Annotated in this window: 11 protein-coding genes; 5 read left to right on the top strand and 6 right to left on the bottom strand. The window is 70.5% G+C overall.

Annotated features, from left to right (window positions below; all coding sequences use genetic code 11):
• Positions 1 to 1218 (top strand): DUF6350 family protein (locus ABZU53_RS31200; protein ID WP_355069149.1); only part of this gene is annotated, 1218 nt, incomplete at its 5' end.
• Positions 1219 to 1395: 177 nt separating this feature from the next.
• Here the strand turns inward: ABZU53_RS31200 and ABZU53_RS31195 are convergent.
• Positions 1396 to 1986 carry a DUF4190 domain-containing protein gene (locus tag ABZU53_RS31195; RefSeq protein ID WP_354855383.1) on the bottom strand — a complete coding sequence of 197 codons (591 nt, stop codon included), beginning with the start codon at positions 1984 to 1986 and terminating at the stop codon, positions 1396 to 1398.
• A 207-nt stretch (positions 1987 to 2193) separates the two neighbouring features.
• Between ABZU53_RS31195 and purN the strand changes: the two genes are divergently transcribed.
• Together purN and purH are read left to right on the top strand one after the other, a co-directional pair.
• Positions 2194 to 2814: a phosphoribosylglycinamide formyltransferase gene (gene purN, locus ABZU53_RS31190; RefSeq protein ID WP_354855384.1), complete on the top strand. Its 621-nt coding sequence runs from the start codon at positions 2194 to 2196 to the stop codon at positions 2812 to 2814.
• Positions 2811 to 4382, top strand: a complete 1572-nt coding sequence (gene purH / locus ABZU53_RS31185) for a bifunctional phosphoribosylaminoimidazolecarboxamide formyltransferase/IMP cyclohydrolase (protein WP_355069147.1) — start codon at positions 2811 to 2813, stop codon at positions 4380 to 4382. Before purN ends, purH begins: the two co-directional genes overlap by 4 nt.
• A gap of 90 nt (positions 4383 to 4472) precedes the next feature.
• Here purH and ABZU53_RS31180 read toward each other — a convergent pair whose 3' ends face one another.
• From ABZU53_RS31180 to ABZU53_RS31160, 5 genes are all read right to left on the bottom strand, one after another.
• The gene (locus tag ABZU53_RS31180) at positions 4473 to 5507 is read right to left on the bottom strand and encodes a dipeptide ABC transporter ATP-binding protein (RefSeq protein ID WP_355069145.1); all 1035 of its coding nucleotides are present in this window, start codon (positions 5505 to 5507) and stop codon (positions 4473 to 4475) included.
• Positions 5491 to 6528 carry an ABC transporter ATP-binding protein gene (locus tag ABZU53_RS31175; protein ID WP_354855387.1) on the bottom strand — a complete coding sequence of 346 codons (1038 nt, stop codon included), beginning with the start codon at positions 6526 to 6528 and terminating at the stop codon, positions 5491 to 5493. Before ABZU53_RS31175 ends, ABZU53_RS31180 begins: the two co-directional genes overlap by 17 nt.
• A 7-nt stretch (positions 6529 to 6535) precedes the next feature.
• Positions 6536 to 7492: an ABC transporter permease gene (locus ABZU53_RS31170; RefSeq protein ID WP_355069144.1), complete on the bottom strand. Its 957-nt coding sequence runs from the start codon at positions 7490 to 7492 to the stop codon at positions 6536 to 6538.
• 72 nt (positions 7493 to 7564) lie between these two features.
• Entirely contained in the window at positions 7565 to 8503 is a 939-nt protein-coding gene (locus ABZU53_RS31165) for an ABC transporter permease (RefSeq protein WP_354855389.1), read from the bottom strand.
• 200 nt (positions 8504 to 8703) lie between these two features.
• Positions 8704 to 10305: an ABC transporter substrate-binding protein gene (locus ABZU53_RS31160; RefSeq protein WP_354855390.1), complete on the bottom strand. Its 1602-nt coding sequence runs from the start codon at positions 10303 to 10305 to the stop codon at positions 8704 to 8706.
• Between the two features lie 448 nt (positions 10306 to 10753).
• Between ABZU53_RS31160 and ABZU53_RS31155 the strand changes: the two genes are divergently transcribed.
• A complete protein-coding gene (locus ABZU53_RS31155) occupies positions 10754 to 11614 on the top strand; it encodes a bifunctional methylenetetrahydrofolate dehydrogenase/methenyltetrahydrofolate cyclohydrolase (protein ID WP_354855391.1) in 861 nt (286 codons plus the stop codon).
• A gap of 128 nt (positions 11615 to 11742) precedes the next feature.
• Positions 11743 to 12693 (top strand): malate dehydrogenase, encoded by a 951-nt coding sequence (locus ABZU53_RS31150; protein WP_354855392.1) that lies wholly within the window; start codon positions 11743 to 11745, stop codon positions 12691 to 12693.
• Positions 12694 to 12765: the final 72 nt, after the last annotated feature.

Below are 12765 nucleotides of genomic sequence, written 5' to 3'. Positions count from 1 at the left end.
CGCGCCGGTGGGTCGCCGCGTGGGCGTGCGCCGCTGGCCGTCGCCGCCGGGGTGGCCGCGGCCGGGGCGGCTCTCACCTCGTACCTGCCGGTCGCCATCGTGCTCGGCCTGGTTCAGCTCGGCGCGGATTCCACCACGCTGGGCGGCACCCTGCGCACCGCGCTCGCCGGTTGGCTGGTGGGGCACGGGGTGCCGCTGCACACCGAGGCGGGCCCGTTCGGGCTCGCCCCGCTGGCGCTCACCGTGCTCGCGCTCTGGCGACTGACCCGGGCCGGCGTGCACGTGAGCCGCGCGATCGGCGCCCGCGACACCCGCTCACCGCGTCGCGCGCTGATCGCCGCCGCAGCGGTCGGTCTGGCGTACGCGCTGCTCGGCGCGCTCGCCGCGGTGCTGATCGGCGCGGGCGGGCCGCAGGTGTCCCCGGTGCGGGCGGCGGCGACGTTCGCGGTGGTCGGCACGCTCGGCGCGCTGGTCGGTGCGATCCGGATCACCGCAGTGACCCGGCTGCTCGTCACCCGGATACCCGGCCCGCTGCGCGACGGCGTACGCGCTGGGCTGGTGGCCGCGCTCCTCCTGCTCGGGGCGGGCGCCGGCGCGGCCGGTCTGGCCGTGGCCATGGGCGGCGGTGACGCCGCGGACATGATCGGCGCGTACCGGACCGGAGTGGCCGGGCAGGCCGGGATCACCCTGGTCAGCATGGCGTACGCGCCGAACGCCGCGGTCTGGTCGACCAGCTATCTGCTCGGGCCGGGCTTCGCGGTGGGCGTCGACACGGCCGTGCGTACCAGTGAGGTGTCGGTCGGCGCGCTGCCGGCCGTACCGTTGCTCGCTGGCCTGCCGCGCGGCCCGGTGGACGGCCTCGGCGCCCTGCTGCTCGCGGTTCCGGTGCTGGCCGGGATGGTCGCCGGCTGGTTGCTCGCCCGCCGGCTGGCCCGGTCCGCCGGGTCGGAGCGGCCGCCGCGGCGCTGGGCGGAGCTGTTGGCGCCGGCGGCGCTGGCCGGGCCGGTGGCCGGCGTGCTGCTCGGCGTCGCCGCCGCGGCCTCCGGTGGGCCGCTCGGCGCGGGACGGCTGGCACAGCTCGGGCCGGTGGCCTGGCAGGTAGGCGCGGTGGCGGCCGGTGTCGTCGCGGTCGGCGCGCTGCTCGGCGCCGCCGCCACCCGGGTGCTCGCCCGGAGCCCGCGCGCCGCTCAGACACCGCCGGTGCGCCCCGGAGTCTGACCGTCCGGCTGCGCGGCCGACGGTGGCTCGACCGAGGCTGGGCACGGCCGACGGCGGCGCGGCCGACGGCGGCGCGGCCAACGGCGGTACGGCCAACGTGGCGCGGCCAACGTGGCGCGGAGACGACGCGGGGCGCCCCGGACGGATCCGGAGCGCCCCGTCGGGAGCAGGGTCTTCTCAGGGCTCGGTCGGCAGGTTGACGTTCGCCACGATGCTGATGATGAGCAGCAGGATGCCCAGGCCGACGCCGACCGCGCCGCAGATCAGGCCAGCCTTGGCCTGGCCGGCGTTGCTGGCCTGGCCCTGGGCGACCTTCTGCTTCGCGAGGTAACCGGTCACCACGCCCGCGATACCCACCGGGATGCCCAGGTAGAGGCAGCAGATCAGCGGGATCGACGCGATGCCGAGGATCATCGACACCAGGCCCAGGGTGTTGTTCTGGCCCTGCTGCTGCGGGTAGCCGGCGTTCGGGTACGTCGGGGTGCCACCGTAGGGCTGCTGCTGGCCGTACGGGGCCTGCGGTGCGCCGTACGGGTCCTGCGGCTGCTGGCCGTACGGGGCACCGGGCTGCTGGCCGTAGGGAGCCGCCGGCGGCTGGCCGTACGGCTGGCCCGAGGTGGGCTGGCCGTAGGGCTGACCCGAGGTGGGCTGCTGGCCGTACGGGGCGGCCGGCGGCGGGGCGTACGGGTCGTGCGGCGGCTGGGGGGCGGTCGGGTCCTGGTTGGGCTGCTGGCCGTACGGGTCCTGACCGGGGTTGCCGGGCTGCATTCGAGAAGCTCCTTGGACTGGTTCCGTCAGTTGCTGCTGTTGTTCCCATCCATGATCGCGGTCAGACCACCTCAGGCACAGCACAGCAGCGCGACGACATACCGCGCATTACCCCCGATAACTATTCAGTCCGCCCGTCGGTCACTGTCACAGATCGGCGAACCGCCCAACCGAGGGGCGTCCTGACCTGCCCGATAGGGTGGCCCGGTGACCGAGCCCGCGTCCGCCGCCCGCATCGTCGTCCTCATCTCCGGCTCCGGGAGCAACCTGCAGGCCCTGCTGGACGCCGCCGCCGACCCCGCGTACGGCGCACAGGTCGTCGCGGTCGGCGCGGACCGCGACGGCATCGCGGGCCTGGACCGGGCCGAGGCCGCGGGGGTGCCGACCTTCGTCGAGCGGGTCCGCGACCATGACAGCCGGGAGGACTGGGACCGCGCGCTCACCGCGCACGTCGCCAAGCACCAGCCCGACCTGGTCATCTCCGCCGGCTTCCTCAAGCTGGTCGGCCCGCACTTCCTCGCCGCCTTCGGCGACCGCTACCTGAACACCCACAACACCCTGCTGCCGGCGTTCCCCGGCATCCACGGCCCGCGCGACGCCCTCGCCTACGGCGTGAAGCTCACCGGGGCCACGCTCTTCTTCGTCGACGCCGGCATGGACACCGGGCCGATCGTGGCGCAGGTCGCGGTGCCGGTGCTCGACGACGACGACGTGGACGCGCTCACCGAGCGCATCAAGGAAGCCGAACGGCGCCAGCTCGTCGAGCAGGTCGGCCGCCTGGTCCGCGAAGGCTGGACCATCACCGGAAGGAAGGTCACGGTTCCGTGAGTCCCACTCAGGACGGACGTCGCCCGATTCGGCGGGCGCTGGTCAGCGTCTACGACAAGACCGGATTGGTCGAGCTGGCCCAGGCCCTGCACGCGGCCGGTGTCCAGATCGTGTCCACCGGCAGCACGGCGGGCACCATCGCCGCCGCCGGGGTGCCGGTGACGCCGGTGGAGACGGTGACCGGGTTCCCCGAGGTGCTCGACGGCCGGGTGAAGACCCTGCACCCGAAGGTGCACGCCGGTCTCCTCGCCGACCTGCGCAAGGACACGCACGTCGCCCAGCTCGACGAGCTGGGGGTGGCCGCGTTCGACCTGCTGGTCTCCAACCTCTATCCGTTCCAGGCGACCGTCGCCTCCGGCGCCGGCGTCGAGGAGTGCGTGGAGCAGATCGACATCGGTGGCCCGGCCATGGTGCGGGCCGCCGCCAAGAACCACGCCTCGGTAGCGGTCCTCACCGACCCGGCCGGTTATCCGGCGCTGCTCGGCGCGCTCGACGAGGGTGGCTTCACGCTGGCCCAGCGCCGCGCGCTGGCCGCCCGCGCGTTCGCCGACATCGCCGAGTACGACGTCGCGGTGGCCCAGTGGTGTGCCCAGGAGCTGGCCCCGGCCGACGACTCGTGGCCGACGTTCGCCGGGTCCGCGCTGCGCAAGTCGACAGTGCTGCGCTACGGGGAGAACCCGCACCAGCCCGCCGCGCTCTACGTCGACCCGGACGCCCCGGCGGGGCTGGCCCAGGCCGAGCAGCTGCACGGCAAGGAGATGTCGTACAACAACTACGTCGACGCCGACGCCGCCTGGCGGGCCGCCAACGACTTCGCCGACCAGCCGGCGGTTGCGATCATCAAGCACGCCAACCCGTGCGGCATCGCCGTGGGCGCGGACGTGGCCGAGGCGCACCGCCGGGCGCACGCCTGTGACCCGGTGTCGGCGTTCGGCGGCGTGATCGCGGTCAACCGGCCGGTCTCGGTCGAGCTGGCCCGGCAGGTCGCCGAGATCTTCACCGAGGTGGTGGTCGCCCCCGGCTTCGACGAGGGCGCGGTCGAGGTGTTGCAGGGCAAGAAGAACATCCGGCTGCTGCGGGCGCCGGCCTGGAGCCCGGCGAAGGTCGAGTGGCGGCCGGTGACCGGTGGCGTGCTGACCCAGGTCGCCGACCGGGTGGACGCTCCCGGTGACGACCCGGCGAACTGGCAGTTGGCGACCGGCGAGGCCGCGGACGAGGAGCTGTTGCGGGACCTCGCGTTCGCCTGGCGGGCGGTGCGCGCGGTGAAGAGCAACGCGATCCTGCTCGCCAAGGACGGCGCCACCGTCGGGGTCGGCATGGGTCAGGTCAACCGGGTCGACTCCGCGCGGTTGGCGGTCGACCGGGCCGGCGCCGACCGCGCCCGGGGATCGGTCGCCGCATCGGACGCGTTCTTCCCGTTCGCCGACGGCCCGCAGATCCTTCTCGACGCCGGCGTCCGCGCCATCGTCCAGCCCGGCGGCTCGATCCGCGACGAAGAGGTCATCGCAGCGGCCAAAAAGGCCAACGTAACGATGTACCTGACGGGAACCCGCCACTTCTTCCACTGACCCTCGTCTGCACCCCGTCGATCATGAAGTTATTGCCCTGACACGCCGATGTGCAGGGCAATAACTTCATGATCAACTGCCCCTTTGGGGTCAGGCTGGCGTGACCGGGCGGAGTTCGGCGAAGTGGCAGGCCGAGGGGTGCGGGTCTGCCGCTCTCGGCACCGCCTGGGGATCCTGGGTGGCGCAGATGTCCTGGGCCTTCCAGCAGCGGGTGCGGAAGTGGCAGCCGCTCGGCGGGTCGGCCGGGCTGGGCACGTCGCCGACCAGCCGGATCATGTTGCGCTGATCGCGTACCTCCGGGTCCGGCACCGGCACCGCGGAGAGCAGCGCCTGGGTGTACGGGTGGGTGGCGCGCTCGTAGATCTCGTCCTCGGTGCCGATCTCGACGATCCGGCCGAGGTACATCACGGCCACCCGGTCGGCGATGTGCCGGACCACGGACAGGTCGTGCGCGATGAAGATGTAGGAGAGCCCGAGCTCGTCCTGGAGCTGCTCCAGCAGGTTGATCACCTGGGCCTGGATGGACACGTCCAGCGCCGACACCGGCTCGTCGCAGACGATGATCTCGGGCCGCAGGGCGAGCGCCCGGGCGATGCCGATGCGCTGGCGCTGACCGCCGGAGAACTGGTGCGGGTACCGGTTGATGTGCTCCGGGTTGAGCCCGACCAGGTCCAGCAACTCCTGCACCCGCTTGGCCTTGCTGCCCTTCGGTGCGGCGTCCCGGTGGATCTCGAACGGCTCACCGATGATGTCGCCGACCGTCATCCGCGGGTTCAGCGAGGTGTACGGGTCCTGCATGACCATCTGCATGTTGCGGCGCAGCCGGCGCAGCTCGCCCCCGGAGGCCTTGAACAGGTCCCTGCCCTCCAGGGTGGCCCGGCCCGAGGTGGGCGTCTCCAGCCGCATCAGCAGCCGGGCGAGGGTGGACTTGCCGCAGCCGGACTCGCCGACCACGCCCAGCGTCTCGCCCCGGCGCAGCTCGAAGCTCACGCCGTCGACGGCCTTGACGGCGCCGATCTGCCGCTGGAACAGCACACCCTGACTGATCGGGAAGTGCTTCACCAGGTTGTCGACGGAGAGGATGGTCTCGCCCCGGACCTTGGTGGAGCTAGCGGGCGCTGTCATCACGAACCTCCTGCGCGAAGTGGCAAGCGCTGGTCCGGCCGTCGCCGAGGACCAGGTCGTGCGGCACCACGTCCACGCAGACCTGCTGCACGTACGGGCACCGGGGGTGGAACGGGCAGCCGGAGGGGATGCGCATCAGGTTCGGCGGCAACCCCTTGATCGTCGACAGTTCCTGGCCGCGGACGTCCATTCGCGGGATCGACTCCAGCAACCCCTTGGTGTACGGGTGGGCCGGCGCCTTGTAGAGCGAACGGACATCGGCGTGCTCGACGATCCGACCCGCGTACATGACCGCGATCCGGTCCGCGACGCCGGCGACCACACCCAGGTCGTGAGTGATCAGGATCATCGCCATGTTGAGGTCCCGGCGCAGGTCGGCCAGCAGGTCCATGATCTGGGCCTGCACGGTGACGTCGAGCGCGGTGGTGGGCTCGTCGGCGATCAGCACCTTCGGGTCCAGCGCCAGCGCCATGGCGATCATGACGCGTTGCCGCATGCCGCCGGAGAACTGGTGCGGGTAGTCGCCGATCCGCTTGGCGGCACCGGGGATCTTGACCAGGTCCATCAGCTCGACGGCCCGGCGGCGGGCGTCGCCCCGGGACATGCCGGAGCGCTGGCGCAGCGTCTCGCCGATCTGCCAGCCGACCGGGAAGACCGGGTTCAGCGCGGAGAGCGCGTCCTGGAAGATCATCGCGATCTCCTTGCCGCGGACCTGCCGGCGCTGCTCCTCGGACGCCGTGAGCAGGTCCTGACCCCGGTAGAGGATCTGGCCGGAGCGGACGAACGCGGGTGGCGTGTCCAGGATGCCCATGATCGCCTGGGCGGTGACCGACTTGCCCGAGCCGGATTCGCCGAGCACCGCGAGGGTCTCCCCGGCGTCCAGGTGGTACGACACGCCGTTGATCACCCGGGCCACGCCCTCGTTGGTCCGGAACTCGACGTGCAGGTCCCGCAGCTCCAGCAGGTGGCCGCCCTCAGGGGTGGGGGAGGCGGGGGTGGGTTCGACGGTGGAGTGGGTCATCAGAGAGTCACCGCAACTTCGGGTCGAAGGCGTCACGGATCGCGTCGCCGAGCATGATGAACGCCAGCACGGTCAGCGCGAGGAAGGCCGACGGGACGATCAGCGGAGTCGCCGCCTCCCGCATGTGGATACGGCCGGTGTCGATGTCCTGGCCCCACGAGATGGTCGGCGCCTTGAGGCCGATGCCCAGGAAGGAGAGCGTCGCCTCGGCGGCGATGAACGAGCCGAGCGCGATGGTCAGCACGACGATGGCCGGGGCCAGTGAGTTCGGCAGGATGTGCCGCCACATGATCCGGCCGTTGCCGGCGCCGAGCATCCGGGCCGCCGCCACGTAGTCCTGCTCCTTGGCGGTGATCACCGAGGAGCGGACGACGCGGGCCGCCGTGGTCCAGCCGAGAATGGCCAGTACGAAGATCACCGCGGCGATCCGGGCGTTGTCGCTGGCGGTGGAGACGCGCTTGAGCAGCACGATCGCGGCCAGCAGCAGCGGGATGCCGAGCACCACGTCGATCACCCGGGAGAGCACCGCGTCGACCCAGCGGCCGAAGTACCCGGCCACCATGCCGACGACCAGCGCGATGATGCCGGTGCCGAGCGCGGCGAGCGCGCCGACCAGCAGCGAGGCCCGCGTGCCGTAGACGGCCCGGGAGTACGTGTCGCAGCCCTGGAAGTCGTACCCGAAGATGGCCCCGCCGGACGGCCCGGCGTGCTGTCGGGACAGCAGGCAGTCGTTCGGGCTGTTGGCGGTGAACACGCCGGGGGCCAGCGCCATCAGGGTGAAGATGACGACCAGTGTCAGCGAGACCCAGAAGATCGGGTTGCGGCGCAGGTCGCGCCAGGCGTCGCCGGCCAGGCTGCGCGGCTTCTGCGGCGCGCCCACCTGGTTCGGGGCGTCCGGCTCGCCCGAGGGGCCACGCCGTGCGGCCTGGTTCTCGGTGGCCGCCACAGTTTCAAAATCACTCATGCCTGCACCTCGCTGCGCTCGGCGCCGGCATGAGAGCCCAAGCACGCTGCGCTGATGATTCGTTCGCTGCGCTCACTCATAGCGGATCCTCGGGTCGAGTACGGCGTACAGGACGTCCACCACCAGGTTCGAGACCAGGTAGACCACGACGAGCACGCTGACGATGCCCACCACCAGGGGGCCGTCCTCGGTGCGGATGCCGCGGAAGAGGTTGAAGCCCACGCCGGGGATGTTGAAGACGCCCTCGGTGATGATCGCGCCGCTCATCAGGTTGCCCAGCTCCACACCGAGGAAGGTGACCACCGGGATGAGCGAGTTGCGCAGCACGTGGACGGTGACGATGCGGCGCTTGACCAGGCCCTTGGACCGCGCGGTCCGGACGTAGTCGGCGCGCAGGTTCTCGGCCACCGAGGTACGGGTCAGCCGCAGCGCGGTGGCCAGCGACAGCGAGCCGAGCACGATGCCCGGCAGCAGCAGCGCGTAGAACGTCGGCTGGGAGCCGGCGGTGGGCGGGAAGAGCTGCCACTTGACGCCCAGGAAGTACTGGGCGAGCGGCGCCAGCACGATGGTCGGGATGCCCAGCACGAGCAGGGTCAGCACCAGCGTCGAGTTGTCGAAGATGCTGGCCCGGCGGATGCCGGCGACCACGCCGGCGCTGACTCCGAAGATGATCGCCACGGCGAGCGCGATGAGCGCGAGCTTGAGGGTGACCGGCCAGGCCGCCTGCAGGATGTCGCCGATCTGGCGGCCGGTCAGGGACTGGCCGAGGTCACCCTGGAGCAGGTTCTTGACGTAGTCGAAGTAGCGGTAGAAGAAGCCGCCCACGCCTGTCGCGTCGAGGTGGTACTTCTCCGTCAGGTAGGCCCGTTGGGCCGGCGTCACCGGGCGTTCGCCCGCGAGGGCCTGGATGGGGTCGCCCTGGCCGGCGAACATCAGCGCGTAGACGATCAGGGTGGTCCCGAAGAACGCCAGGACCATCTGCAGTAGGCGCCGCAAGATGTAGCGGAACATGCTTAGCAGTCTCTCCGGAAATATGCGAAAGGGTCGCAGGACGGCATCTCTGGTCGTACCCGAAATATCCGAGACGTGCCGTCCGGCCCGGGGGAGGCCGGCGCCACCGACTGCGGGCCCACGCGAGCGGCCCGGCCGGTACAGCGCGGTCCGGGCCACCCGGGCGTCGTCGCCCGGGTGGCCCGAATCCGTTGGTCAGCTCAGCTGGCCGCTTCGATCTTGATGAGGTTGACCCGCTGGAACAGGTCCATCTGCACGTTCTTGACCTTGGACGAGGTGCCGTACACGTTCTCGCCGAAGCGGAGCGGGATCACCGGCATGTCCTTGGCCAGGATGTCCTCCGCCTGCTGGTACTTGGCGATCGCCTCGTCCTGCGTCTTGGCGGCGGAACCCTCCTTGACGAGCTTGTCGAACTCCGGGTTGCTGTAGCCGTAGTAGTTCGACGAGCCGTTGGTGCTGTACAGCGGGCCGAGGTAGTCCTCCATGGAGGGGTAGTCCATGACCCAGCCCAGCCGGAACATGCCAACCGGCTGCTTCTTCTCGACCTTGGTGAGCAGGTCGGCGAACTTCGGCTCGGCCGAGCCGACAACGTCCACGCCCAGGTTGGCCTTCAGCTGGTTGGCGGTCGCGTCGACCCAGTCCTTGTGACCGCCGTCGCCGTTGTAGGAGATGACGATCTTCGACGGGCCGCCGGCGGCCTGGTAGAGCTTCTTGGCCTCGGTCGGGTTGAACTCACCCGACGCGCCGGTGGTGTTCTCCCGGTAGCCCGGCAGGACCGGCGAGACGAAGGAGCGCGCCGGCGTCTGCGAGCCCTTGAAGACCGACTTGGTGATCTCGTCACGGTCGATCGCCATCGAGATGGCCTTGCGCACGTCCGGGTTGCTGAAGTTCTTGTCGAACGTCGGGAAGGCCAGGAACTGGAACGACGACATCGGGCTGGTCTGGTACCGGTCGCCCAGGTCGGTCGGCGCGTTGCCGAGGCTCTCGGTCGGGATCGTCGGGAGCACGTCCAGGTTGTCGCCCAGCACGTCCGCGTAGGCCGCGGTGAGCTGCTGGTAGACCCGGAACTCGACGTCCTGCACCTTGGGCTTCTCGCCCGGGTAGGCGTCGTACCGCTCGACGTCGATCTTGCTGTCGTGCTGCCAGGTGCCCTTCATCTTGAACGGGCCCTGACCGATCGGTGCCTGCTCGTAAGAGTCCTTGAGCACGCCCGGAGCCGAGAACGCGGCGTCCGGCAGCGGGTAGAACGCGTTGTATCCGAGCATCGTCTTGAAATCGATGTACGGAGCGCTGAGCGTCACCTGGAAGGTCAGGTCGTCGACCTTCTTCAGGCCGGACATCTCCTTGGCCTTCGGCTTGTCGCCCTGCAGGTCCTGGTAGCCGGCGATCTTCTCGAAGAAGTAGCTGCCACCCTGGCCGTTGGGCGCGTAGGCGCCGTAGTTCCACGCGTTGATGTAGTCCTCGGACGTGACCTTCTCGCCGTTGTGGAAGGTGTAGCCGTCCTTGAGCTTGATCGTCCAGACCGTGTTGTCGGACGAGGTGATCGACTGCGCGGCGACCTCGTACGGCTTGTTCTGGGCGTCGTAGTCGACGAGCGGGCTGAACAGGCCGGCGAGCACCTGCGACCCGGACGTCTCGGTGGTGTTGGTCGGAACCAGGTGCTGGGGCTCGGCGATCTGAATGCTGACCGCCGAACTGCCGTTGCCGCCGGATCCACCGTCTCCGCCGCTGCCGCAGGCCGCGAGGCCCAGCGTCACCGCGAGCGGGAGGGCGGTCCAGGCGGCGAGTCTACGAACTCGCATAGAGCCTCCTCATCTCCTCACGCTGCGCAGTCAGGCCCGACGCTGGGTTTACGCTGCGCAACAAGCGGTAACGGTAGGTCGAAATACCGGCCGTCGACAACGGCCCGGTTGCGGGTGCGTAACGGTCCGAGGACGTCTTCCTTGCGCGGCTCCCTCGTGCGTGCTAGCCCAAACCGGACAAGCGGCTCTGGGCTGCACATTCGCCAACAAGACCGAAGTGTCGTGGGGTCTGCTGGCAGGGATTCGGCCGCCTCCGGCGGGTCCGTCCGGTATCCGCCGCGTGCGCAGGCGCCGACCGCTTTCTCGGTGACAAGGTCCACAAATTGTCACCCAGAGTGATGAGCAACACGTAACTAATCGTGACCTTCGGTGGTGTGGCCGGTGCCTCGGCGGCCGTCCGGAGTGAGGTCGCCGGAACGGCACGTGCCGGACATGAGACGATCTGGTGGTGACGGCGACGCTTCTGGACGGCAAGGCGACCGCGGCGGAGATCAAGGACGAGCTGCGGATACGGGTGAAGGCTCTCGCGGAGCGCGGCATCACCCCCGGGCTCGGCACGGTCCTGGTCGGCGCCGACCCGGGCAGCCAGGCGTACGTCAACGGCAAGCACCGTGACTGCGCCGAGGTGGGCATCGCCTCGATCCGCCGGGAGCTGCCGGCCGACGCCACCCAGCAGCAGGTCGACGACGTCCTGGCCGAGCTGAACGCCGACCCGGCGTGCCACGGCTACATCGTCCAGCTGCCGCTGCCCGTCCACCTGGACACCCAGCGGGTGCTGGAGCTCATCGACCCGGCCAAGGACGCCGACGGCCTGCACCCGGTCAACCTGGGTCGTCTCGTCCTCGGCTACGACGGTCCGCTGCCCTGCACCCCGCGCGGCATCGTGGAGCTGCTCCGCCGTCACGACGTGGCGCTGCGCGGTGCCACCGTGGCGGTCGTCGGCCGGGGCAACACCGTCGGCCGTCCGCTCGGCCTGCTGCTCACCCGTCGCAGCGAGAACGCCACCGTCACCCTGTGCCACACCGGCACCCTCGACCTCGCCTCGCACACCCGGGCCGCCGACATCGTCATCGTCGCGGCCGGCGTACCGGGGCTGCTGACCGCCGACATGATCAACCCGGGTGCCGTCGTCGTGGACGTCGGCATCACCCGGGTGATCGGCCCGGACGGCAAGGGCCGCTACACCGGCGACGTCGCTCCGGAGGTGGCCGAGACGGCCGGCGCGCTGGTTCCGATGCCCGGCGGCGTCGGCCCGATGACCCGCGCCATGCTGCTGACCAACGTCGTGGAGCGCGCCGAGCGCGGCTGACCCGTCGACGCTGTCCCACGAGTGCCGTTCGCGTCTGTCCGGTCATAACTGTCCGCCCCTGGCCCGATCAGTGCCAGGATGGCTGATACGGTCCGGAAAACCGACTGGTATCAGGGAGTGGGACGACCATGGGTAAGAAGGTCACTGTCGTCGGGGCTGGCTTCTACGGCTCCACCACCGCACAGCGCCTGGCCGAGTACGACGTCTTCGACACCGTTGTGATCACCGACATCGTGGAGGGCAAGCCCGCGGGCCTCGCGCTCGACCTCAACCAGTCGCGGGCCATCGAGGGCTTCGAGACCAAGGTCGTCGGCGTGACCACCGGCCCGAACGGCGAGGGCTACGAGGCCATCGAGGGCTCCGACGTCGTCGTCATCACCGCTGGCCTGCCCCGCAAGCCGGGCATGAGCCGGATGGACCTGCTGGAGACCAACGCCAAGATCGTGCGGCAGGTCGCCGAGAACGTGGCCAAGTACGCCCCCAGCGCCGTCGTCATCGTCGTCTCCAACCCGCTGGACGAGATGACCGCGCTGGCGCAGCTCGCCACCCAGTTCCCGAAGAACCGGGTGCTCGGCCAGGCCGGCATGCTCGACACCGCCCGGTTCAGCAACTTCGTCGCCGAGGCGCTGAACGTGCCGGTGGCGTCGGTACGCACGCTGACCCTGGGCTCGCACGGCGACACCATGGTCCCGGTGCCGTCCAAGAGCACCGTCAACGGCAAGCCGCTGCGTGACGCGATGCCGGCCGAGCAGATCGAGGAGCTGGTCGTCAAGACCCGCAACGGTGGCGCCGAGGTCGTCGCACTGCTCAAGACCGGTTCGGCGTACTACGCCCCGTCCGCCGCCGCGGCGCGGATGGCGAAGGCCGTGGCCGAGGACTCCGGCGACGTCATGCCGGTCTGCGCCTGGGTCGACGGCGAGTACGGCATCTCCGGCGTCTACCTGGGTGTCGAGGCCGAGATCGGCCGCGAGGGTGTCCGTCGGATCGTCGAGACCGACCTGGACGCCGACGAGCTGGCCAGCCTCCTGGCCGCCGCCGAGGCCGTCCGCGCCAAGCAGGGCGACATCTCCAGCATGTAGTTCGTACCGGAATTCCCTGCATTGCCCAACCCCTTCCGGTTCCCCACGAACACTCCGGATGGTTTTCGCACC

Source organism: Micromonospora sp. NPDC005194 (genome assembly GCF_040608335.1).
GTDB lineage: Bacteria > Actinomycetota > Actinomycetes > Mycobacteriales > Micromonosporaceae > Micromonospora.
Note: the sequence above shows the minus strand (reverse complement) of the source record. Positions and strands in the feature narration are given on the sequence as shown.